Annotated in this window: 24 protein-coding genes and 1 other RNA gene; 7 read left to right on the top strand and 18 right to left on the bottom strand. The window is 36.7% G+C overall.

Annotation, left to right across the window (positions count from 1 at the left end; translation table 11 throughout):
* Positions 1-9: 9 nt before the first annotated feature.
* The 12 genes from AC6H4V_RS00905 to pseB all read right to left on the bottom strand — a co-directional run bounded on the left by AC6H4V_RS00905 (position 10) and on the right by pseB (position 12176).
* A complete protein-coding gene (locus tag AC6H4V_RS00905; protein WP_497607126.1) occupies positions 10-2016 on the bottom strand; it encodes a motility associated factor glycosyltransferase family protein in 2007 nt (668 codons plus the stop codon).
* Between the two features lie 70 nt (positions 2017-2086).
* A complete protein-coding gene (locus AC6H4V_RS00910; RefSeq protein ID WP_497607127.1) occupies positions 2087-3397 on the bottom strand; it encodes an aminotransferase class III-fold pyridoxal phosphate-dependent enzyme in 1311 nt (436 codons plus the stop codon).
* Positions 3397-4170 carry a cytidylyltransferase domain-containing protein gene (locus AC6H4V_RS00915; protein ID WP_497607128.1) on the bottom strand — a complete coding sequence of 258 codons (774 nt, stop codon included), beginning with the start codon at positions 4168-4170 and terminating at the stop codon, positions 3397-3399. The genes AC6H4V_RS00910 and AC6H4V_RS00915 overlap by 1 nt, the downstream gene beginning before the upstream one ends.
* A complete protein-coding gene (locus AC6H4V_RS00920) occupies positions 4155-5072 on the bottom strand; it encodes an aldo/keto reductase (protein ID WP_497607129.1) in 918 nt (305 codons plus the stop codon). Before AC6H4V_RS00920 ends, AC6H4V_RS00915 begins: the two co-directional genes overlap by 16 nt.
* Positions 5069-6103 carry a pseudaminic acid synthase gene (gene pseI / locus AC6H4V_RS00925; protein ID WP_497607130.1) on the bottom strand — a complete coding sequence of 345 codons (1035 nt, stop codon included), beginning with the start codon at positions 6101-6103 and terminating at the stop codon, positions 5069-5071. The genes AC6H4V_RS00920 and pseI overlap by 4 nt, the downstream gene beginning before the upstream one ends.
* The gene (gene pseH / locus AC6H4V_RS00930) at positions 6090-6578 is read right to left on the bottom strand and encodes a UDP-4-amino-4,6-dideoxy-N-acetyl-beta-L-altrosamine N-acetyltransferase (RefSeq protein ID WP_497607131.1); all 489 of its coding nucleotides are present in this window, start codon (positions 6576-6578) and stop codon (positions 6090-6092) included. Before pseH ends, pseI begins: the two co-directional genes overlap by 14 nt.
* Positions 6568-7503 (bottom strand): UDP-2,4-diacetamido-2,4,6-trideoxy-beta-L-altropyranose hydrolase, encoded by a 936-nt coding sequence (gene pseG / locus AC6H4V_RS00935; RefSeq protein WP_497607132.1) that lies wholly within the window; start codon positions 7501-7503, stop codon positions 6568-6570. The genes pseH and pseG overlap by 11 nt, the downstream gene beginning before the upstream one ends.
* Positions 7493-8587, bottom strand: a complete 1095-nt coding sequence (locus AC6H4V_RS00940) for a phosphotransferase (protein ID WP_497607133.1) — start codon at positions 8585-8587, stop codon at positions 7493-7495. Before AC6H4V_RS00940 ends, pseG begins: the two co-directional genes overlap by 11 nt.
* Before the next feature lies 1 nt (position 8588).
* Positions 8589-9374: an SDR family oxidoreductase gene (locus tag AC6H4V_RS00945; RefSeq protein ID WP_497607134.1), complete on the bottom strand. Its 786-nt coding sequence runs from the start codon at positions 9372-9374 to the stop codon at positions 8589-8591.
* 12 nt (positions 9375-9386) lie between these two features.
* Positions 9387-10067, bottom strand: a complete 681-nt coding sequence (locus AC6H4V_RS00950) for a hypothetical protein (RefSeq protein ID WP_497607135.1) — start codon at positions 10065-10067, stop codon at positions 9387-9389.
* The gene (gene pseC, locus AC6H4V_RS00955) at positions 10064-11176 is read right to left on the bottom strand and encodes a UDP-4-amino-4,6-dideoxy-N-acetyl-beta-L-altrosamine transaminase (RefSeq protein WP_497607136.1); all 1113 of its coding nucleotides are present in this window, start codon (positions 11174-11176) and stop codon (positions 10064-10066) included. The genes AC6H4V_RS00950 and pseC overlap by 4 nt, the downstream gene beginning before the upstream one ends.
* Before the next feature lies 1 nt (position 11177).
* A complete protein-coding gene (gene pseB, locus AC6H4V_RS00960) occupies positions 11178-12176 on the bottom strand; it encodes a UDP-N-acetylglucosamine 4,6-dehydratase (inverting) (protein WP_497607137.1) in 999 nt (332 codons plus the stop codon).
* Positions 12177-12523: 347 nt separating this feature from the next.
* Here pseB and AC6H4V_RS00965 point away from each other — a divergent pair, with 347 nt between their 5' ends.
* Positions 12524-12721 (top strand): flagellin, encoded by a 198-nt coding sequence (locus tag AC6H4V_RS00965; RefSeq protein WP_497607941.1) that lies wholly within the window; start codon positions 12524-12526, stop codon positions 12719-12721.
* Positions 12722-12983: 262 nt separating this feature from the next.
* On the opposite strand, the gene AC6H4V_RS00970 is transcribed toward AC6H4V_RS00965, so the two are convergent.
* Positions 12984-13532: a Uma2 family endonuclease gene (locus AC6H4V_RS00970; protein WP_497607138.1), complete on the bottom strand. Its 549-nt coding sequence runs from the start codon at positions 13530-13532 to the stop codon at positions 12984-12986.
* 109 nt (positions 13533-13641) lie between these two features.
* Here AC6H4V_RS00970 and fliD point away from each other — a divergent pair, with 109 nt between their 5' ends.
* From fliD to ffs, 4 genes are all read left to right on the top strand, one after another.
* On the top strand, positions 13642-15042 hold the full coding sequence (gene fliD, locus AC6H4V_RS00975) for a flagellar filament capping protein FliD (protein WP_497607139.1): 1401 nt from the start codon (positions 13642-13644) through the stop codon (positions 15040-15042).
* 91 nt (positions 15043-15133) lie between these two features.
* Complete coding sequence (gene fliS / locus AC6H4V_RS00980) at positions 15134-15508, top strand: flagellar export chaperone FliS (protein WP_428728953.1); 375 nt, start codon at positions 15134-15136, stop codon at positions 15506-15508.
* On the top strand, positions 15495-15749 hold the full coding sequence (locus tag AC6H4V_RS00985) for a hypothetical protein (protein ID WP_428728824.1): 255 nt from the start codon (positions 15495-15497) through the stop codon (positions 15747-15749). The genes fliS and AC6H4V_RS00985 overlap by 14 nt, the downstream gene beginning before the upstream one ends.
* Before the next feature lie 44 nt (positions 15750-15793).
* An RNA gene (gene ffs / locus AC6H4V_RS00990) (signal recognition particle sRNA small type) lies at positions 15794-15891 on the top strand.
* 43 nt (positions 15892-15934) lie between these two features.
* Here the strand turns inward: ffs and AC6H4V_RS00995 are convergent.
* The gene (locus AC6H4V_RS00995) at positions 15935-16162 is read right to left on the bottom strand and encodes a hypothetical protein (RefSeq protein ID WP_428728825.1); all 228 of its coding nucleotides are present in this window, start codon (positions 16160-16162) and stop codon (positions 15935-15937) included.
* 68 nt (positions 16163-16230) lie between these two features.
* Between AC6H4V_RS00995 and rpmI the strand changes: the two genes are divergently transcribed.
* Both rpmI and rplT read left to right on the top strand, forming a co-directional pair.
* On the top strand, positions 16231-16422 hold the full coding sequence (gene rpmI / locus AC6H4V_RS01000; RefSeq protein ID WP_300696062.1) for a 50S ribosomal protein L35: 192 nt from the start codon (positions 16231-16233) through the stop codon (positions 16420-16422).
* Positions 16423-16531: 109 nt separating this feature from the next.
* Positions 16532-16891 carry a 50S ribosomal protein L20 gene (gene rplT / locus AC6H4V_RS01005; RefSeq protein ID WP_497607140.1) on the top strand — a complete coding sequence of 120 codons (360 nt, stop codon included), beginning with the start codon at positions 16532-16534 and terminating at the stop codon, positions 16889-16891.
* A 54-nt stretch (positions 16892-16945) separates the two neighbouring features.
* On the opposite strand, the gene AC6H4V_RS01010 is transcribed toward rplT, so the two are convergent.
* The 4 genes from AC6H4V_RS01010 to AC6H4V_RS01025 form a co-directional block, all read right to left on the bottom strand.
* A complete protein-coding gene (locus tag AC6H4V_RS01010) occupies positions 16946-18634 on the bottom strand; it encodes a response regulator (protein ID WP_497607141.1) in 1689 nt (562 codons plus the stop codon).
* Positions 18634-20610, bottom strand: a complete 1977-nt coding sequence (locus AC6H4V_RS01015) for a methyl-accepting chemotaxis protein (protein ID WP_497607142.1) — start codon at positions 20608-20610, stop codon at positions 18634-18636. The genes AC6H4V_RS01010 and AC6H4V_RS01015 overlap by 1 nt, the downstream gene beginning before the upstream one ends.
* Positions 20610-20900, bottom strand: a complete 291-nt coding sequence (locus tag AC6H4V_RS01020; protein ID WP_497607143.1) for a hypothetical protein — start codon at positions 20898-20900, stop codon at positions 20610-20612. Before AC6H4V_RS01020 ends, AC6H4V_RS01015 begins: the two co-directional genes overlap by 1 nt.
* 85 nt (positions 20901-20985) lie before the next feature.
* Positions 20986-22167: a replication-associated recombination protein A gene (locus AC6H4V_RS01025; RefSeq protein ID WP_497607144.1), complete on the bottom strand. Its 1182-nt coding sequence runs from the start codon at positions 22165-22167 to the stop codon at positions 20986-20988.
* Between the last annotated feature and the right edge of the window lies 1 nt (position 22168).

Here is a 22168-nt window from a genome sequence, read left to right on the forward strand (position 1 = left end):
CTTCTCTTCCTACTTTTTTGCCCACTCCAGATAAATATCCATAGTTGTAATATAGAGATTTAAAATTTTTTTAAGCTGTTGTACAAAAATCTGATGTATCTCTTGTATATGCTCTGCATGGACTAACACCTCTTTAGTGTTAAAGATGTCAAATATATAACTGGCGATAGTCTGCATGTACAAAGAGAACACCTCGTTGATATCATAAACCTCATTTTTGTTTAAACGCAGTAGTTCTTTGTAGAGTGTATAAAACTCCATGATGTACGCAGGATAACTATTTAGAGGTGCATTTAGCTCAAATTTCTTAACGAGTTTTACAAGTCTCTTTGCTTCATTTATCTGTTTTTCGAAGTACTCTATCTCATCTTGTGTGAGTTCTGTTGAAGAGATAGAATCAAAAAAAGTTTTAAGTTCATCAAAGATTTTTTCTTTATGAAGAGTTTTAAATTGTGTCGTATCGAGTGCATCAGTGCGTAAAGGAGAGGCTCCTTCAAGAAAAGCCCCGTTGTTTAGGTTATAAACTTTGCACTCTTTTGAGAGGTAACGGTTTGATATAGCGCTAAATGCCATGATGGATAGTTGGTAGTTTGGGGTTGTAGGAACTTTATCTAAAAAGTTTCCTTTTGTATAGGAGATAGTGTCATGTAGCGTATAACTTAACTCCTCATGCGATGCATCCGAAATTTCTTTGTATTCATGGTGCCCTGCAGTATGATTGCTTTTTGTTTGCGGGTCAAGGGCTAAGTCTAAGCCTAAAAGGTAGATGAGGTTTGCACCAAAGAGAAGAGTTAAAAAGTAAGCTGTTTCTCCTATGCTTGGAACAGAGACTATTTTTGCTCCTTTTTTGTAATTTGATGCTGATTCTACAAAATAGAGTTGTTTTTTGGGTATTTTATCTATAACGCTTCTAGCAACAACGCTAGAACATATAAAAATGGTATTTTTAAAAAAATCATTTATATCAATCTGGTGAAAAAATCTAACATCATCTGACTCAGAATCTATATGAACAACCATGCTTGGTGCTACACCTAGCTTATGGAGTGTTTTAATGGATGAGAGTACACAAATGATGAAAAATTTATCTCTGTTTTCTTGCAGCCACTTGGAGTTGTGGTCTAGTGATGGTCCTGAAGCTATGAGTAAAACAGGTTTGTTAGCTAGGGGATGAGACTGTAATAGTTCGCAGCTTAAGTCTATAAAAGGAAATTTTTCTACAAGATACTCGGGAGCTTTTAAAAACTCTCTTAAGGCTTTTGCATAGGGGCGAATGTGGTGAATAGACTGAACGATAGACTCTTGAATCTCTTTGATGTCTTGAATGTTATCTTGAGAGAGAACAGAATATTTGATGTAGTGGTTATGTGTATATGCTTGAGTAAAAAAATCATTAAAGGTGTGAGATTTTTCTTCCATGATGGAAAAAAATAGTGTTGCATTGGCACTAAGTTTTGCATAGTCGGTAACGAACATAGAGAGACGAAAAATCTCTAGATTTTTTTCAACTATGAAAAGTAAATGGGCATGTACCTTTTTTTGTATGTAAGTGAGATGCAGGCCCAACCCTACCCCACAAAAGATATACTTGAAAATCTCTCGCATTTCATCATTTTTTGATGTTACTTTTTTGTTGTAACTGATGATTTTTGCAGTTGCGAAAAGAGAGTTTTTTAAATTGACAGTTTTATCAAAAATTTCAGCTTCAGCATCGGAAAGTGGACGTATGTTATAAAAACCTTCGATAACACTATCGTTTTTCTTATAGTTGACTTGTTGCGCCATCTGTTTTGCATGTGCGATACTGTCTTGAGTATATAAATAACTCCCACTCTTCAAATCCAAAATATCAAAATAGGACTCTTTGTACTCAAGAGCGTAGTTTTCTTTGTAGCTTCCATCTGCCATGGCTTGGTTGAGCACAGCAACCTTAAGATAGACATTTTCATGTTTTTGTTTTAAAAAAAGCAAGTTTTTCTCAAACAGTGCTATAGCCTGCTGTTCTATGGAGTCCATAATGGGGAAGCCTTTGTGAAGATAAGATGTGCTCTTAACTCAGCAAAAAACATTCCTAAAAACGGTAAACTTATGTGAGTCTTGAAAATCCGCTATGACATACCGGAGTAGATAAGTGTTCATTAAGAGTCTCTTCTTTTATGTATGTTGCAAGAGCGCTAAAAACTGCATCAACAGCTTCAAGGTATGCATCTACATCTTTTTGCTTATGTGCAAAAGAGGCATAAAAAGCCGTTGTTGCTAAAAAACCTCTCTCAAGCATAAGCTTGGTAAAGAGTGTTTTTAAAACAAGTGCATCTTTGCGTACAAAACTAAAATGCCCCAAAGGGTATATGCCACCAACAGTTATAAGGATATCGTGCGAAGCGGCAATTTGTTTCCAGCCCTCTTGTACTTTTTTGCCTATGTTGTTGAGATGGTCTGAAACATTGTGTTCTTTCAAACTATGAATGGTGGCAATCGAAGCAACTAGTCCTACTCTGTCAGTCCAATACGTACTGCTGATAAAAGTATCTTGAGTAGCATCCATCACGCCTTTTTTGCCTATGATGGCACCCATTGGGTAACCATTGCTTAGAGCTTTTCCAAAAACTGCAATGTCGGGTTCTATACCAAGAATGAGGTGTGCTCCTCCATGTGTTAACCGCCATCCTGCCGTTATCTCATCTACAATTAAGACAATATTGTCACTCTTTGTTTTTTCATGAATAACGTCTATGAAATCCTGCTGTGGATAATCATTTCTTAAAGGTTCCATAACTACCGCGGCTATATTGCCTTTGTGCCTTTCGTAGAGCTTTAAAAAACTATCAGTGTCGTTGTATTTGAAGGGAAAAGATGTCCCTTTTAATCCACGCGGAACACCGCGAGGAGAAAGTCCTGGAAGCAGATGACCATCTAGGGCTTCATTATCGCCAAGATTTGCAGCAAGATACCAATCATGCCATCCATGGTATCCGCAAAATAAAATAATATCTTTTTGTGTTTTTGCACGAGCTATGCGAACGGCTATAGCCATAGACTCACCGCCTGTTCTCGCATAGCGAACCTTATGGGCCCAAGGATGAATTTGACATAGCAATTCAGCTAACTCTACCTCTTCAGGAGCATTGAGTGTTGCCATATTTCCATTATCAACAGCGTTTTTTACCGCGTTATTGACTGTTTCATCTGCATAACCCAAGATGCAACTGCCAATGCCCATGTAGCTCATATCAGAATATTGTTTCTCGTCCAAATCCCATATTTGGCATCCTTTTGCTTTAGAGTAATAAGCAGGCCATAAATCAGGCAAGAACATTTCGGGTCTTTTGGAGAGTAGTTGTGTTCCTCCCGGAATCAACTTTTTTGCTTTTTGATATAAATCTTGAGATGTTCCCATTATGTGTCCTTGTGAAGCAGATCTTCTTTAAGCGATTTTAAGTAACCTTCGTTACGGTCAATATGTTTATTTATCTCTATAATTGACGGATTTTTTTCGAGATACGTAATCATTTCTGAGAAGGTAAAACCATTGTTGCCAAAATGATTATATATTTTTTCTATGACGTTAAAATCTTCTGCCTCATCTACGGTCAATCTCCATTGTGGATAAATTTCTTTCTTTTTTAAATCTACAGTTTTAAACAACCCGCTGTCCCTGATGAATGGAGTGGCATGCTCTAGTTGAGAGGGCTTTTTTGCTAATTTATGGGCACTCATAAGTGAGCTATAAGTAAAAACTTCAACATCTAAACCATCGGGATAGATGGGTTTTATAGCATTTGTTAAGTAGTCGCAATCGGTATTTAAAAATGCAGATATGGTTTCATCTATGATATCTGCGTCATGTACGGGACAATCTCCGGTAAGCCTAACCACTATATCGTTATCTTTAAGATTTAACGCTTGTAAGGAATCTATGAATCTTTTCAATACATTATTTTTGCTGCCTCTATAGAGGTTAAATCCATAATCAAGAACAAGTTGCGCCAGCTCATCATCGCTTGGCTCGTCGCTGGTAGCAAGTATAAGTTTGTTTATATATTTTGATCTAGATATTCTTTGAAGCTCTTGAATTATCATAGGAACACCTAAAAGCTTTTTCAAAACCTTGCCTGGTAATCTTGTAGAGTCTGTTCTTGCTTGTAGTAGTGCAATTATTTTTCTTTCCATTCTAACCACCTTATTGGGTTGTATATTTCTTCTTCTACATTATCAAAGCTACTAATTATTTGAGCTATTATATCGGCATCTAGCTTTTTGAGTTTATTATAATTTTCTATATTTTCTTTTGCTTGATGTATATTGTCACATCCAAAAAGAATAAGAGAGTTTTGAGCGAGTGTGTCAACAAAGCTAAGCACCAATTCATTTTTGGTAATATTTAATTTTTGAGCGAAAAAACTTAAAAAATCAAGATGCTTTATAGCGGACTGTAATCTATGTGGTACTTTATCTTTATCCATAACCAGTAAGCCCTGCAGATAAATGCTTCTTATAATAAGTAATTTGTTTTTTTCTCGAGCTCTTGTAAACCAGTTCTCTTTAATAGCTCTTTGGTCAAATACATTAAAAGGAATTTGGATAATGTCTATTTTGTCATTCTCAACAGCCAAATCAAACTCTTGTGAAGTGTAGATTGAAACACCAAAATGTTTTATTTTAGACTCTTTTATCAAACTTTCTACAATAAGCGAGTCACTGTCTTGCCAATCGTGTAATATTTTGCTCTCATGAAGAAGCAGCGCATAGAGTGAATCAACATTTAAATTTTGTAATGATTTTAAGATGGTTGCTTGAGCATCTTTTCTAAATAAATCTGATTTACATTTTGACACAATAAATAAATTTTTATCTCTTGGTAGAGTTTCCCCTAAAACCTTTTCTGAATCGCCATAATCTTGAGCCGTATCAAAACAGTTTATGCAGTTGTCTGTAACGTACTTTATAATCTCGTAAACACTCTCTTTGGATGGTTTTGCACTTGTGTTGGCTATGCCATAATCGAGCCCAAACTGAACAGTACCTAAAGAGAGTTTTGAAATTTTATGATTTTTGAATGTTATATATTTCATTTTCTTTTTGTTTCAAACCTATCCCCAAACTCAAAATCTTTATCAGCAACTTTCCCCAAAACATCATTCAAATATTTTGGGTGCATTCCATATCCTGGTCTGACACTTCTTATATTCTCTTTTGTAAAGAGTTCCCCTTTTTTGATATCTTTGGCTACATAGAGACTTCTTGAAAATCGTCGAGACTTTTTCTTCTTTTCATCCATGCTGTAATCAACTTTGCCAAGCAGTTTCTCAGCATCTCTTATTGCTTGAACCATATTTGAAAACTCTTGCTTATCCATTGAAAAATCAGCATCGGCACCGCCGATAGACTTATCCAGGATAAAATGTTTTTCTATTATTTTTGCGCCAAGCGTAACTGCGACTATTGGGGCTGTGCTCCCCATTGTATGGTCTGAAAAACCGGAAATAACCCCAAATGTTTGAGCTACGTTTGGGATCGTCAAAAGATTTGCTTCTTCTAGCGGTGCAGGATATGAGCTGGTACACTTCAAAAGCACAATATCACCGTTTCCGACACTTCTGCATATATCAACGGCATCTTGTATCTCATCTATCGTAGCAATGCCTGTTGATATAATCATCGGTTTCATTTTAGAAGCGGTATATCTTATAAGTTCATAGTCTGTAATCTCAAATGATGCTATTTTATAAGCAGATGGATTTAATGTTTCTAAAAAATCCACTGCACTTTTATCAAACGGGGAAGAGAATATATCTATACCTATCTCTCTTGCATAATCAAACAACTCTTTATGCCACTCCCACGGCAGATAAGCCTCTGCATATAAATCATATAGTTTTTTATCATCCCAAAGAGTTCCGCCTTTGATGATAAAATCATCTTTATCACAATTTAAAGTGATTGTGTCAGCAGTGTATGTTTGAAGTTTAATTGCATTAGCACCTATCTCTTTGGCTGCTTTAATGGTATCTTTTGCTATTTCTATACTTCCGCCGTGATTTGCGCTAAGCTCGGCAATAATGTATATGCCATTTTTTTCTAAGTCAAAACTACCTATCTTCATTTTTCAACTCCATACAAATTACTTCTCTATTATTTACTATTTTTTTTGTTATCTCTTTAAAATTGAATTTTTTATATAAGTTTATTGCCTTTTCATTTTCCGCAAAAACCTCTGCAATAAGCTTGTTAATATTCAAAGTATGAAAACCATATTCACAAATAGAATTTAATAAAACCTTACCCATTCCTTTTAATTCAATATTTGCATACAGACCAAATTCAGACCTTTTACTCTCATTATCAATGTTCGTAAAATCAATAACACCGAGATAATCGTCGTCTCGCTTTACTAAAAAATACAATTTATCCGTACAATCTTTTAAAGTTTTAATAAAATTCAAATGATCTTCCAATAATATATCATCACTATTATACATCCATTGTATTATGCTTAGATGATTTCTCCATAACAAAACCATCTTTTTTTCTTCCAAAGTTAAATCTGTAAAGTTTATTAAATTTATATTATTTGACATTTTTATCATCTCTGCTTAACAACAATTCAACATATTTTTTTAACTCTGTTTTTGTAAACTTGCTCATAACAAAATACTCTTTTTTCTTTAGATATCTATATATGTCATCTTGATTTTGAGCCGTTTTGATAGCTATAAAAGGAATTTCCATAAAATAGATTTCATTCAAGGTTACACTTGGAGTTACAATAGCAAAATCACTTTTGTTCATAAGTTTTGCTATTTTATTTGAATTAACATGTAAGTTTACCCACTTCATCTCTTTAACGTATTCTTTTAACTCTTCTAGATTCTTATTTGCTGTTGTAGTGACTAAATTTACTTTTAAATTATCAAATTTTTCCAACACCTTTAAAATTTTTATATTTATGTTGCTGTGATCAGCTCCGCCCATAGCAATAAAAACAGTTTTGACTTTGCTGTTTTTTACTTTTCTATTCTTCTTTTTTTCTTCTATAAACTCATCTCTTAAAAGCGTATATTTACTTCCGCATCTAAGCTCACAACTTTTGGGAACTAAATCTTTATACTTTTTCTTATCTGCACTTATATTATGATTTAAAAGTATGTCGCAATGGTGCTTTTCATAAGTGTCATCAAATGACAATATCTGGGCACCTGTTTTCTTTTTTAGTTTTTTTTCATATTTGTAGTCAATACCGTAATGGTCAAAGATGACTAAATCAATACTATGTTTTTTCACTAACTCTATTAGTTCTTTTACACTATTTGACTTAAGGATTTCTAGCGTGTGTCCTGCTTCTTTTATTTTATGATTTATATTGCCATCCAACTCTTGAGTTGCAAATATAACATTGTGATTTGGATACTGTTTTGCAAGCACCAAATCTCTCATAATATGCCCCGTGCCGATAATGGATGATGAGTCGGCTCGAAAGAGGATGTTAGTTTGTTTATTTTTCATTATGCTTTAAACTGTCAAAAATAATTTCTGCTTCTTTGAGACCGTTTATATGCATTGATAAAACATGGTTCCAACGACTATCATTGTGATAAAGATTTAATGAAAATATTATAAATATTCTTCTGAATATTTCAGTTGCTGCGTAGATATACAGATTTTCTGTCTCATGTTTGGAAATAGGAAATTTGCTGATTAGCGCATTAAAATAAATATTAGAAACTTTTGATATTTCTTGAAAATTATTTTTAATGTCTCTAGTGATAATAGATTGTTTTAATAGTTTATACATGGAAAAAGCTATAGGTATTAGATTAAAATCCAATTTTATAGAGTCAATATCTAGGATGGCTTTTAATTTATTTTTTGATACCAGTATGTTATGAGGATGTAAGTCAATATGAGAAAGGGTTGATGGTTTATTCAAAATAATTTCTCGATTTTCAATCAATTTTGAGTGTATTTTTTTCAAAAATTCCCAATTTTCATTTAAAATATGTGATAATTCACTTCCAAAAAATAGTAACCAATTTTTTGTATTGTTTTGCATCTCATCCATCAAAGAGCAAGTGTTTTTTAAATGTTCGATTTTATCTGTTAGATAAAACTCAATAGGAAGTGTGCCTAGTTTTTCAAAAAATATACCAATTTCTTCGGCAACAGATATAAGTTCACTATCGCTTTTCCCTGCAAAGAAATGACCATCTATAAAATCAAAAATAGACCAAAAAGAGTTACCATCACTTGCTGTTATAAATTTATCTTCATTGTTAGCATAAATTTTTCCAATTTTAATATTATTGGTGGTTAACCAATTATTTAAGTATAAGATTTTTTGTAGTTTAGTATATTCACTAACATTAATAAACTTTTTAATTAAATATATACCTGACGCAGTAGTTACTTTATAGTTGTTTGAATTTATTTCATTCCCTTGAAATTGTTCAACAGAAATATCATCACTAGAAATTAGAGGATAGTGTCTAGCAATTATCTTTTTTAATAATTTTTCAATATTGACATCAGATTTTTTAAATGTTGGAGTATAGTTGCTAAATATATCCGAAATAAATAGATTTTCATACATGTTAAAATATACTTTTTGTCAAAGCACCATCAACCATAATGCTTGTACCTGTTAGATAGCTACTTTTATCATCAGCTAAAAAACAGGCTATATTGGCAATTTCTTCAGGTTCGGCAAATCTGTTGATAGGAATTGTTTCTAGGCTTTTGCTTAATTGTTCTTCATAGCTGATATTGGCTTTTACGGATGCTTCTTTAACCAAAGATTTTAATCTGTCTGTCAATACTCCACCTGGGCAAATTGTATTTACAGTTATATTAAAAGGAGCAAGTTCTTGTGCTATTGCTTTGCTAAAAGCTGATACGCCTGCTCTTGTAGCTGCTGATAAAACCATTGTGGATGATGGTTCTTTTGCAACTGTAGATGAGATGTTTATTATTCTGCCTTTTTTTTGTTCTTTCATATAAGGTACCACAGCCTTTGTTAGGCGAATAACGCTCAATAAATTTTGTTGAATTGCAGAATTCCAAGCCTCATCATCATGAGATAAAAATGATCCAGCAGGTGGTCCTCCAGCATTATTTACTAAAACATCAATTCTATGGTATTTTGCTATAACGATATTTAAAATATTATTTGAAGATTTTGGGTTTGAAACATCTGCTTTTATGTATGTAACTTCTTGGCTTGTTGTATTTTTGATTTCTTCTGCCGCCTTTTTCAAAATTTCAACATCTCTTGAAACAATACAAATATTGTAGCCCTCCTTAGCAAGACCTAATGCGATAGCTTTTCCTATTCCTTTGCTGGCACCTGTTATTACCGCTACTTTACTACTTTTGTTCATTTTGTTCCTTGTTCATGAATAATCTTCATTGTATAAAATGATTGATTTATTTTTATCTAAAAAGCCAATTTCTTTACAGTTTTCTACTAAATCTTTGTAATATTCAAATAGTGTCGGAATATATTTTTCTACAATCGGATAAATAAAATTTTCTATTTCATTTAAATAGGATGTTCTTGTTTCATCATTAGAGTTTAGGCATAATAAAAATAAATTATCAAATTTGTCCATGGCTTTAACTATAGCAACACCTTTAGAATGAGACATTATATTGTTATAATATTCTTTTTTATAGGTTAAGTTGTTTTCTAAACTTCTGTTTACTTTTAGAATTTTTAGTGCATCCATTAAATTATTATCAAATGTCAATAAGAAATCTTTTTCAGTAACTTCTGATACTTCAAAAATATTATGTAAAAGTGCTATTATCAATGTGTCAATATCAATATCATTATCATTATTAATCTGATATATCATCGCCGCTACTCGCAATGGATGAACGATGTATTCTAGAGATTTTAAACCTGGATGTGTGAATTTAATATTATTTATAAAATTAATCGTTCTAATTATTTTTTCTTTTTGTTTAATATTGTTTTTAAGAAATTCTATTAATTCGTTATTATATTTTTCATTAAATTTTTTTCTTGCTATTAGGCGCTGTAATCTTTCTTCTTTGATACTTTTCATCATAATGCAAAATTTCTTATAGTTTCTAAGATAGTTTCAGCAACAAACCAAGCATCTTTTTGTGTCATCTTTTGATGACAAGGTAATGAAATCTCGCTTTTGTAAAAATCATCTGCAACGCTTAAGTTTACATCTCCGAAACGCTCTTTATAGAAGCTATTTTGGTATATAGGTTTATAATGTACCTGAATACCCAAGCCTCTTGCTTGCAACTCTTTAAATATATCCTCTTTAACGCAATGAAATTCAGGATTTAAAATAATTGGATAGAGATGTCTTGAGCTTATCATATTTTGAGGGATTATTTGGGTTATAAAAAACTTCTCATTTTTAAACCGTTCATCGTAGTAGGTGGCTATCGTATCTCTTGTTTTTATAAATCCATCAAGTTTTTTAAGCTGGCTTAGTCCAAGAGCTGCGGCAATCTCTGTGAGTCTGAAGTTGTGTCCTAGGCTAATCATGTCGGAGTTCCATAACTCTTTTTTTACCATACCGTGTGAGCGAAAAAGCCTTAACTTTGCCGCCCACTCATCACTGTCGGTTAAAACAGCTCCGCCCTCACCGGTCGTTATGGGTTTGATGGCATGAAAACTAAGTATAGTCATATCGGACAGCGAGCCTACCTTTTGAGTATTTATACTAGAGCCGAGTGAATGAGAAGAGTCTTGTATAACGAGGAGATTATATTTTTTTGCTAGAGAGTTTATCTTCTCTATCTCGACTACTTTACCTGCAAAGTCAACCGGCACTATTGCCTTTGTTTTTGAAGTTATAAGTTTTTCTATAAGATTTTCGTCTATATTTCCATCCAGTTTTACATCGCACCAGATAGGTTTTGCACCGAGTGATACAAACATATTTGAAGTTGCTACAAAGCTAATGGGGGTAGTTATAATTTCATCGTCTTTTTCTATGCCACAAATGCTGTAAGCTGCTAAAAGAGCAGAAGTTGCAGAGTTGAAAACTACAGCATACTTGGCTCCTGTATAGCTACATAATGCTTCCTCAAATTCTTCTACTTTTTTGCCTTGTGTCAGATGGGAGCCTCTTAGAACTTCTATAACCGCATCAATGTCGTCTTGCTCTATTAGCTGAGTAGAGTAGGGTGTCATCTTAGCTACCGAGTTGAGATATTTTTTCTAGAAGTTCGGACTCTTTTAGCCAAACATCATTATTGCCTGAATTATACTCAAAGCCTTGATGAACTTTTTTACCTATCTCCCCTAAGGAATTTTTTGAAAAATCAGATATCTTTACAAACCGTATAGTCGGTGTTATAACATAGTGGTCGTCAAATTCAAGCGTTAAATGGCTATCATCGGCAGGACACATTATCTCATGAAGTTTTTCGCCAGGGCGTATGCCTATTATCTTGTACGGTAAGTTTGGAGCCATTGCATGGGCCAGATCTACTATCTTCATAGATGGTATTTTTGGTATAAAAATCTCTCCGCCGTACATTCTTTGAAAATTTTTTAGTACAAATTCCACGCCGTCTTCAAGCGTTATAAGAAATCTTGTCATTTTCTCGTCAGTTATGGGAATCTCTTTTGTACCGTCATGCATGAGTTTTTGGAAAAACGGTATAACAGAACCGCGTGAACCTATAACATTTCCATATCTAACAACAGAGAAGATAGTATCTCCATCTCCTGTTAGGTTATTTGCCGCTACAAAAAGTTTATCTGAGGCTAGTTTTGTCGCTCCGTAGAGATTTACGGGATTCGCTGCTTTGTCGGTTGAGAGAGCAATCACTTTTTTTACATTATTATCTATCGCAGCATCTATAATATTTTGAGCGCCCATAATATTCGTTTTTATGCACTCCATAGGGTTATATTCTGCAATGGGAACATGTTTTAGCGCAGCAGCATGAATAATAAAATCAACTCCTCTAGTTGCTTTTAGAAGTCTATCTTTATCTCTCACATCACCTATAAAATATCTCATACATTTATCATCAAATACTTGAGCCATTTCATACTGTTTAAGCTCATCTCTTGAATAGATAATTATTTTATTAGGTTTGTATCTTTTCAGTAGCATCTCAGTAAATTTTTTCCCAAAACTACCTGTTCCACCTGTTATAAGTATATTTTTTTCATCAAACATAATAAGCCTGAACTGTTTATTTTAGATTATACTAGCAATTACGATACCAATTATTGAGCCAAGGGCAAATCTATCATGTATTTCTCATAAAACCCTCTTGCGCTCAAAAGTTACAAATCAGGGCTGAAAAAATCTTTATCGTTGGAGATGATGACCTCGCAACCTGCTTTTTTTGTAAGAACATACTAAGGGTGTCTTCAAGATCGTAAAAGGTGCTGTTATGAGCCATCAGCTCACACGCATCTGTACTACGTCGTGCTATGAATAACATTTCAGATTAAACTGGTGTAACTGCTTCACTTGACGCGAACAAAAAATTAGTTTTAGAGTCAGCGGATGGTTCAAATATCGCGATTACAACATCGACTGAAACTGCAGAGGTAAGTCAAGTAAACGTTGCAGCAGCTGAATCACAAATCCGTGATGTTGACTTTGCGGCAGAGTCTGCAACTTTTGCAAAACACAACATCCTTGCTCAGTCTGGCGCTTACGCTATGAGCCAAGCAAATGCTGTTCAGCAAAATGTTATGAGACTACTTCAGTAGTTTCTTCTTCTCGTTCCCATCGTCCTCGGTGGGAACATACATATTATCTGCATTTAGTTTTTTCCCTTTTTTTATTCAAATTGAAAACATACAAAACTCTTTTTCAGTACAACATTCCCATATCTAAAACAGACAGGAAATGGGGCTTCAGCCCCGTTAAAAGTTTCTTCTACATTACGATTTTTACTACACCAAAAGAGCGAGGCTAAAGCCTCACTTCCAAAAAGCATAAATTTTAACTCTCGTCTGTTTACTCTTCTCTTTATTGCCAAATCTTACTAAAATCAAATGCGATAGTTTTTGCACACTCTTTGAGCTCAAACTCTATCTTCTCATCTGTAGCGTCCGCCATTTTGACATATCTGCCCTCATGCAGTCTGTAAACTTTTGCCATGTTCTCATCGGGATCGACGATGATGTAGTACTCCACGCCCTCTTTTTCATAAATCTCAAACTTGATGCCTGTGTCTTTTTTGGCAGTGGATTTGGAGAGAACTTCAAAGATGATTTTGGGCGCTTTGGTGATGTAGGCTTCGTTTTGGGGTTTGTGGCAGATAACACTGTTGTCGGGTTGAAGCACTGTGTCATTGCTGATACGCCAGTCGATAGGCAGGAGTGCTTGGCATATTTTGCAATTTTGCAAAATATTTTTTAGCTCCCACGCAATGTTATTGCTAATGCTCTGATGTTTGATCATCGGAGCAGGGCTCATCGCATACGCAACACCGCCTATGAGCTCCCAGCTCCCTTCCCAGAGCTTGTACTCATCGTATGTATAGTGTGGTATATCTTCAAGTTTGAGCACACCCACTTTCATCCCCCTTGTTGAAATTTTGCTACTATTATACTCAAATTTTTAGTTCAAGAAAAACCGCTATCTGCCGATATGGTTTCAATAAACCTTCTAAAAAGGAGAAGTTATGGGTATAAGTTCACTAGGTGCGGGTGGGGGTGTTTTAACACAAGACCTACTCGACCAACTCAGAGAAGCTGACCAAGCGCAGTACATCAACCCGCTAGATGCTAGAAAAGCGACGGAGACGAAAAAACAAGATGCTTTTAATGTTATCAATGCTTATATGGACAATGTCGAAGCTAGCTTGCAGAGCTTGAATGAGTATGGCGTTTTTGAGTCACGCACAGCCTCGAGTAGCAATGAAGATGCCGCTACTGTAACGGCTGCGGATAGTAGTGATATCCAAGATTTCTCTCTTGAGGTTTTAAATCTTGCAACAAAAGAGATAGCACAAAGCCAAGCGGATGCATTTGCGACGAAAGAGACTACCGTTGCAACGGGAAGCGCTCAGATGGAGCTGACGGTTGGAAGTAAAACTTTTACAATTGATTATGATGCTACGACAACTCTTGAGGGGCTAAAAGACTTAATCAACAAAGAAGCGGGAGATAGCGTAAGTGCGACGGTTGTTCAAGTAAAGGATGGCGACTACAGACTTTTTTTAAATGCAAAAGAGAGTGGGACTGGGCAGGATATTGCCATAGAAGATTTGTCAGGAGTAGATGCTTTTTTAAATACAGCACTTACAACTGACCCTTTAGGTCTTACTGGTCTTGCTAACGTTCAAGAGGGTGTAGATGCAGAGTTTAAATACAATGGACAGACTATCACGCGTAGTTCTAACGAAGTCAAAGACCTTCTCTCTGGCGTTACCATTACTCTCAAAGAAGCAGGAACGACTAATGTTTCGGTAAAACAAAATACAGAAAATATAGCCTCGAAGATAGAAAACTTTATAAGCAAGTACAACTCCGCGCTTTATCAGCTCACAACCGACACAAAGTCAAGTGAAAATGCTGAGGAGAGAGGCGTTTTTTCTGGTGAGAGTTTTATGAAAACCATGAAAGCCGATATACTGAGTATGGTCGGAACTGCAGGTGGCGGTGTTGGCAGAGTTCAGGATTATGGGATTGAAATCAATGATGATGGAAGTCTTAAGCTTGATACTACAAAACTAAACGAGATGCTAAAGGCAAATCCCGATAATGTTCAAGCATTTTTTGCAGGAGGAACATTTACAAAGAGCGATGGGTCTGAAGTCACAGTGGATGGCGCTTTTGTGGAGATGGAAGAGGAGATGGAAAAATATACAAAATACAACCAGTCTCTTGACCAGTATAAAAATCTGCTTGAAGATAAAATTGAGAGTTTAACAGAACAAAGAACTAAGGCGCTTGAGAGACTTACAACCAAATATGAGATTATGGCAAAGCAGTTTGCGGCGTATGATGCAGTTATCACACAGCTTAACAATGTCTCTTCGATGTTTACAAATCTCGTAAATTCCGAATCAGCAGATAGTTAAAAAAGAGAGCAAGAAAGCTAAAGTAAATCCTAAAATAGCCGATTTGCTCTGCATGAAACAAGAAGAAAAAGATGATACAAAAGGGTCTAAAATGTATGGAAATACAGCTTACAATATCTACTCACAAAACAATGTAGGGATAGAGTCTCCTGAGAAATTGGTAGAGATGATGTACGAGGGCGTTCTTCGTTTTAACGCACAAGCAAAAAAAGCGATAAGAGATAGCAATATAGAAAAAAGAGTTTATTGGATTAACCGCTCTATAGCCGTAATAACAGAGCTTATCGCTGTTTTAGACTTTAAACATGGAAAAGTTGCATACTACCTTGAGGGGCTTTATAACTACCAGATTCAGCTTCTTAATCAAGCCAATATCAAAAAAGATGAGTCAAAGATTGATGAAGTAAACAATGTTTTCAAGGGGCTTCTTGAAGCGTGGAGAGAGACCACCAATGTGGCTGGATAAACTCAAGATTGCTGTGATAGAGGGTGATGTCGCTTCACTTCAAAAACTACTGAGCGATGTTCCTGAGCTAAAAGAGAAAAGGGAGAGAGAAGAGGCGCTTTATCTCCTCAAAGAGGCAACTTCTCAGATGCAAAAACTAAAAGATGAAACGCTGATATCTATGCAGCAAATGAAAAAAAATATTGCCTTTTTACACTCAACAGATTCACGTTCTTTTAAAAATTTAGATATTCGCCTCTAACTTAACCAAGATTTTTCTTTTTTTAGGTATAATTCCACCGCTTCTCTTTAGACCTGTGCAATGGTGCTTTGAGGTACTGTGTCAGGGTAGGAATACAGCAGCACGCCTTAGTGTATTATGTGCCGCAGGTATCTGGAGGGGAGTCTCTTGACGATACTTTCATCCAACTTCTTCGTTGGAATCTCTCAATCATTTCTATATTTTGATATCCCACACGCCTGATTTGGTTTTGGCGGATTGTTTTTCAAGTAGGTTAAATCTTCTAGTGTTTGTGTTAAAACCCTTTTTTGCTGCAGTAGCGGGAGCATACGGTTGTCTTTTTCATTCATTGGAAGGCTCATATCTAAGAGTACCGCCTCCACCTCTTTGTCTAAATCATTAAGTGCGTTGTTGATGTGTTTTATGGAATTCATACCAAAATTATAGCTGATTTGAAAAAAAATTTGGGTATAATTGCGCTCCAATTTATAAAGGAGTTTCGATGCCAAAGATGAAATCTGTTAAAGGCGCTGTAAAGCGTTTCAAAGTGAAGAAAAATGGTACAGTTAAACGTGGAACAGCGTTTAGAAGCCATATCTTGACAAAACAAGATCCACAAACTCGTACAACACAGCATAAATCAAAAGTGATTGCTAAAGTTGATGAGAAAAATGTAAAGGCTATGATTAACTAATTTTTAGTTAATTGTTTCATCTCCAGAATCCATTTCTGGGCAAGACCACCAAAAGCGTGGCACCCTGAGCGCGAAAAAAGTGACTGGGTAAAGAACATAAAGGAAAAATATGCCAAGAGTAAAAACAGGTGTTGTTCGTAGAAGAAAGCACAAAAAGATTTTAAAACTAGCTAAAGGTTTTTATAGCGGACGCCGTAAACACTACCGTAAAGCTAAAGAGCAGTTAGAGCGCTCAATGTACTACTCATTCCGTGACCGTAAGCAAAAGAAGCGTGATTTCCGTAAACTATGGATTATCCGTATCAATGCAGCTTGTCGTTTAAATGGAATGAACTATTCAACATTTATCAATGGTCTTAACAGAGCTGGCATCGAACTTGACCGTAAAGTTCTTGCTGATATGGCGATGAATGACGCAGCTGGTTTTAGCACCGTTGCAGCAGCATCAAAAGCAGCACTTAGCAAGTAAATAAGTAAGGGTGTGTAACTTTTGTTACACCTCATACACCTCTTTTTTTCTACTTCATTCACCTTCAATTCTATGTAAAAAAAGTACACTTGTCCCTTTTGCGTTGTAGTATATGCCAAGAGAAGCTTGTCGTGAGATATAAACCCCTCTGCCGTTAAAGTTTTTTCTATCTCTAAAAATATCGCTTAGTATCTGTGTATCAAAACCTTTGCCCTCATCTCTGATGGTTGTTGTGATGTATCTGTTGTTGTTGTAGTGCAGCGTGTTGATGCATACTTCTATCTTTTTATCGCTACTCTCTTCTAGCTTCTCAAGCGTAGAAAAATAGTTATCCTCTTCCATAAGCGCATGTTTTTCCACGGAGCTTAGTCCAAGATTGCCATGTTCGTAGGCATTCATAAAAAGTTCTGTAAAAACAACGCCAGCATTGTAGGCGAGTTTATAGTCGTCTGTGAGGGAGCTCCAAAGAGTTGCATACCACTCGTTTGCCTCATCGACAGCACTCAAGCTTGTTGGAAAACTTTTTTTGATGGCGACTGGCGCGGAGATGCAGTGAAGTCTGTTGAGAAAGATAAAGGTCATATCATCTTCTTGCTCTTGTGTCTTCCAGAGGATTTTTTCTCTAAGCTCATCTTTGGTAAAAGAGGACAAAAAGTCCTTCTCAAGGTAGTTTGCATAGAGCTTATTTCCCTCGCGTACACTGTTTTCTATAACACCATCACTATAAAAAAGAAACTTGAACATATCTGAAATATCTAAAGAGGATACTTTTGTCTCATTGGTGTATTTGCTCAGAGGCGGGTTGTTGGATTTGACCTTTACTATCTCATTTTTGCTTGACTGCATCAGAGAAGGTGGCATGGCAAATTTTGCATACTCAATAGTGAGATTTTTATAATCAATCACGATAAAATCCGCCGCGATAGCCTCTTCATCCAAAAGAATGGGTTTTATGTAGGCAACAGCCTCGTTGATAGTCTTTTGTAAATCAAAAGCTTTGACGTTTTTGTCGATGGTGTAGTTGATAAAGGAGGTGAGTAGCATGGAGCTAAGAGAAGCGGAGAGTCCTTTGCCCATACCATCGATGATAAAGTAAAACTGCTTGTCTGCGTCTATCTCTCTAGCACTGTAAGCATCACCACTTAAAATATCAAGCGGCTTGTAAAAAAAATCGATAAGCACAACAGAGCTGTTTTCGTGCATCTGGTAGTAAAAATCATTTCTGAGGATGTTGAGCTCTTTGGCAAAAGCTAACTCCTCTTGAAAGGAGTTGTACTTCTCTTTTTTTTCAAACTCTTGGATTTTTTGCTCGCGCTGCTCTTTAAGATATCTGTCTGCTATGGCGATTTTTGCGGCATTTTCAACGGCATGAACCATCTCTGAGGCTACGATGGGTTTTTTCAAAAAGTTAGTAACGCCCAGTTGCAGAGCTTCTATGATAACATCTACCTCTTGTATGGCGGTCACAAGAACGATAGGCACTTTTGCATCTATCTCTCTTATGTGCTTAATCATCTCGATACCGTTGAGCAGAGGCATATTGTAGTCGCTAAGGACAATGTCTATATCATAAAGAGCAAATTTTTCTAAACCATCCTTGCCATTGTTTGCAAAAATAATCTCTTTGACAATATCTTGAAAAATATATGTGTAGATAAGTTGCGTCGTTTCGTTGTCCTCGACACATAAGAGCGTCAAGGAGCGAAGATAGTCTAAAGCAGAGGTGTTGATGTCATTGTGCATTAGATTTTAAATTTACTCAACTCTTCTTGAAGTTTGTTTGCATCCATTGAGAGTTTTGAAGCGGCTTCATCGACAAGCGTTCTGTGGTCTGTGTTTTTCTTAGAGATTTCGATGATTTGATCCATCTCACCAATCAATTCTTTAGTCTTTGTCGCGATATAGGTGCTTTGGTGCATAACATCATGAGACTTTTCTGCAGTGATAGAGAGATTCTCTTTTGTGTTCTCAGAAGATGAGATAAGCTCTTGCGCAGAGTTGGCTATGTGGTTCATGTTGTGTGACGTTTTTTGCGTCTCTTCTGCTATCTCTATAACGTTTTGCGTGATAAGGTTGACATTGGCGCTTATCTCGCTAAGGCTTCTTTGTGTTCTCTCTGCGAGTTTGCGCACTTCATCTGCAACAACCGCAAATCCTCTTCCATGCTCTCCTGCACGTGCTGCTTCGATAGCTGCATTGAGTGCTAAGAGGTTGGTCTGGTCTGCGATATCTGAGATAATAGCTAAAACATCTTTGATGTTTCTTGCTTGCTCAGTGAGGGAGGAGACTTTTAGGACAAGCTCTTGTTGATTTTGGCTCCCCTCCTCGATAGCTTGTACAACAGCATCAAGCTCATTGACAAAGTTGTCTAAGACACCAAAAGTTCTTCTTAAGTCCTCTGTAACGGTGATAGATGATTCTTCGATGGCATCAAGGCGGTGTCCAACTTCTGTTACAAGGAGGTTGATATTGCCGATTTTTTTATCTGCAGCTTCACCGTTTTTAGTGAGTTGCTCAACAATAGTGCTAAGTGTTTTGCTCTCTCTTGTTGTGGTAAGAGAGACATCTTTGGCTTGGTAAACACTCTCTTTGAATGCCACTATCATCCTATGGAGCGCTCTTGAGATTTGTGAAATCTCATCTTGACCTTCAACGACGATATTGCACGTTAAGTCAAGGTTACTAGAGACACAGCCGATTTTCTCCAAAGAGCTTCTTACACTTCTGTTGACACCTCTGCTGATGAGATAGATGATAAAAAAGATAGCAACAGCAAAGGCAAGATAGCTACTTATAGAGATAGTTGCCGCTGCGATAGAGCTGCTTTTGAGTTCCTCTAAAAGGGCGCTGTTCTGCTCTGCAAGCGCATCGTCAATCTCTTTTAAGATATCAATTTTTTTGGTTATCGTCTGAAACCAGAGAACGCTGTCGATGCCAAAGTTGCCCTCAATCATTTTTGCTTTGGCAGTTTCTCGCATCTGGTTTACTTCAGCGATAACAGGTGCGTTGATTTTTTGGGTGTAAAGAGCTTTTGACTGCTCTGTCGCCATACTTAAAAAAGCATCAAGGTAAGCATCTTGTTCTGCAACAAGCGTAATCCATCTTGCAAATGTTCCCTCACTAAACTTATCCGCCGCAAAAGTGGCACTAAGAACTGCACGTTCGATTCCCGCACGCTCTTTTGATTTAAGAAAATTGCTATACGCATCAAGCGCTTTGACCAATTCTGGAGAAGCAGCTATCTTTGCGCTGAGTGAGACGATATTTAAAATCTTTGCATTCATGTTTGTGTAGTACGCTACACTCTCTTTTGCGCTGATGGAGAGCCCATCGACCTGAGAGCGGATGCCACTTACACGCTCCATATCTGACTGAAACGAGGTGATTTGACTTGTAAGTTCGTTTGAGAAGAGCGTCAAGTCAAGTGAAGCGATATACTCTTTGAGCGCCTCATACTCTTTTGTGGTGGCTGCTCTTTGTTTTGGGAGGATGTCTCCAAACTGTTTTCCGCCAGAGCCTAGAAAACCAGCACTTGCTCCACGCTCTTTTTGTGTCTCATGGATGACAAGACTTAACTTTTGCGAGAGAATATTGAGTTCTTGAGAGCGCGTTATAGTTGTTTTGTCATCAACAGCCTTAAAAGTTGCAATCGCAATGATAATAAGAGCAAATGAGACGACAATAGCCGTGATAAGATTGAGTTTAAACTTGATAGTCACTATAAACTCCTTTGTGCTTTAAAGGTAGAGAGAAGGTTTAAATCATCCAAAAGATGTAAAAGCTGTTCATTGCCTACATTGAGACGTATATCTACTTTATCTTTTAAAACAAGCTTGTTGAAGTAACCAATGACCGATGAGGTGATGGAGAGAGAGTCAACAATATTGACAATGAGAGACTTGTGTGTTGCAGCAACTGCGTCAATAGTCTGTTTGATAAGCTGAAAGTCAGCAATCGTTTTGATGTTTCCTGTGATAGTGATGCTACTTGAAGAGGATTTTATTTCCATGTGTACCTACTTTTTTTGAACTATAACGCTTTGTGATTATATGCATAAGTCTATACTTAAAAGGATTAAACCCAACTAAAACAGTTTAGGTGTTTTTGATGGCATCCATCCACTCTTTCATCTTTTTCTCATAACCGCTCTCTTTGAGTGTGACAAATGTGAGCGGTTTGGACAAATAATCCTGCTTGACATAACCGCCAAAATCATGCGGATAAAGGTAGCCATCGTGACTTTGTCTGATATGCTTTGGGATTTCTAGCATCATTCCATTTTGCACGGCACGCATCGCTTCATTGATAGCAGTGTAAGAGGAGTTTGACTTTGGAGAAGCGCAGAGATAGACAACGGCTTGAGCAAGGATGATACGGGCTTCTGGATAGCCTATCTTTGCGACACTCGTCATGGCACTTGTGGCAAGTGTGAGTGCCTGAGGGTTAGCGTTGCCTACATCTTCACTTGCAAGGATGACAAGACGTCTAGCGATAAACTCCGCACTCTCTCCACCATCAATGAGGCGTGCAAGATAGTAGATAGCGGCATCCATGTCAGAACCGCGAATCGACTTTATCATGGCACTTGTGAGGTCGTAATGCACACCTGCTTCACTGCTTCCTGCACTCAGCGCATTTGGTTTGAGCGACTTTAGCAGAGCTAGTGTGATGTGTGTGTCTATGTTGGAAGCGAACTCAAGGAGCTTAAGCATCGCCCTTGCATCGCCGCCGCTGCTAAGCACGAGATACTCCGTGGCATCCTCATCGCATACAAGTGAACTCTCCGATAGAGCTTTTTCGAGAAGTTTATGGAGCGATTCATTTGAGATGGGGTAGAGTTCAAAGAGCATGGAGCGTGAACGGATAGCGGAAGTTAGGGAAAAAAACGGGTTTTCAGTGGATGCGCCGATGATAAGGGCAGAGTTGTTTTCCATAATGGGGAGCAAAACTTCCTGCTGATTTTTTGCCAAACGGTGTACTTCATCTATAAAAATTAGCGGCTTTTCGAGGGTGTTTTTGTAGCGGTCAAAGATTTTGCGCAAATCCTCTATCTTGATGCTTGTTGCGTTGAACTCATAAAAGGGAAGTTTCATGGTTGTAGCGATGATGCGTGCAAGTGAAGTTTTGCCACAACCTGAGGGTCCAAAGAAAAAAGCGTGTCCCAAAGCCTCTTTTTCGCAAAGTACTCTCAATGGGGCGGTGGACGCACTCAAATGCTCCTGCCCAACCATCGCATCAAAAGATTTTGGGCGTAAGAGATGGGTGAAATCAGCCAAA

The sequence above is a fragment of the Sulfurimonas lacustris genome (genome assembly GCF_059705355.1).

Excerpts from the sequence above, each read along its gene's own strand:
- AC6H4V_RS00905 (WP_497607126.1), bottom strand. The coding sequence starts at position 2,016 with ATGGACTCCATAGAACAGCAGGCTATAGCACTGTTTGAGAAAAACTTG.
- AC6H4V_RS00910 (WP_497607127.1), bottom strand. The coding sequence starts at position 3,397 with ATGGGAACATCTCAAGATTTATATCAAAAAGCAAAAAAGTTGATTCCG.
- AC6H4V_RS00915 (WP_497607128.1), bottom strand. The coding sequence starts at position 4,170 with ATGGAAAGAAAAATAATTGCACTACTACAAGCAAGAACAGACTCTACA.
- AC6H4V_RS00920 (WP_497607129.1), bottom strand. The coding sequence starts at position 5,072 with ATGAAATATATAACATTCAAAAATCATAAAATTTCAAAACTCTCTTTA.
- pseI (WP_497607130.1), bottom strand. The coding sequence starts at position 6,103 with ATGAAGATAGGTAGTTTTGACTTAGAAAAAAATGGCATATACATTATT.
- pseH (WP_497607131.1), bottom strand. The coding sequence starts at position 6,578 with ATGTCAAATAATATAAATTTAATAAACTTTACAGATTTAACTTTGGAA.
- pseG (WP_497607132.1), bottom strand. The coding sequence starts at position 7,503 with ATGAAAAATAAACAAACTAACATCCTCTTTCGAGCCGACTCATCATCC.
- AC6H4V_RS00940 (WP_497607133.1), bottom strand. The coding sequence starts at position 8,587 with ATGTATGAAAATCTATTTATTTCGGATATATTTAGCAACTATACTCCA.
- AC6H4V_RS00945 (WP_497607134.1), bottom strand. The coding sequence starts at position 9,374 with ATGAACAAAAGTAGTAAAGTAGCGGTAATAACAGGTGCCAGCAAAGGA.
- AC6H4V_RS00950 (WP_497607135.1), bottom strand. The coding sequence starts at position 10,067 with ATGATGAAAAGTATCAAAGAAGAAAGATTACAGCGCCTAATAGCAAGA.
- pseC (WP_497607136.1), bottom strand. The coding sequence starts at position 11,176 with ATGACACCCTACTCTACTCAGCTAATAGAGCAAGACGACATTGATGCG.
- pseB (WP_497607137.1), bottom strand. The coding sequence starts at position 12,176 with ATGTTTGATGAAAAAAATATACTTATAACAGGTGGAACAGGTAGTTTT.
- fliD (WP_497607139.1), top strand. The coding sequence starts at position 13,642 with ATGGGTATAAGTTCACTAGGTGCGGGTGGGGGTGTTTTAACACAAGAC.
- fliS (WP_428728953.1), top strand. The coding sequence starts at position 15,134 with ATGTATGGAAATACAGCTTACAATATCTACTCACAAAACAATGTAGGG.
- AC6H4V_RS00985 (WP_428728824.1), top strand. The coding sequence starts at position 15,495 with ATGTGGCTGGATAAACTCAAGATTGCTGTGATAGAGGGTGATGTCGCT.
- AC6H4V_RS00995 (WP_428728825.1), bottom strand. The coding sequence starts at position 16,162 with ATGAATTCCATAAAACACATCAACAACGCACTTAATGATTTAGACAAA.
- rpmI (WP_300696062.1), top strand. The coding sequence starts at position 16,231 with ATGCCAAAGATGAAATCTGTTAAAGGCGCTGTAAAGCGTTTCAAAGTG.
- rplT (WP_497607140.1), top strand. The coding sequence starts at position 16,532 with ATGCCAAGAGTAAAAACAGGTGTTGTTCGTAGAAGAAAGCACAAAAAG.
- AC6H4V_RS01010 (WP_497607141.1), bottom strand. The coding sequence starts at position 18,634 with ATGCACAATGACATCAACACCTCTGCTTTAGACTATCTTCGCTCCTTG.
- AC6H4V_RS01020 (WP_497607143.1), bottom strand. The coding sequence starts at position 20,900 with ATGGAAATAAAATCCTCTTCAAGTAGCATCACTATCACAGGAAACATC.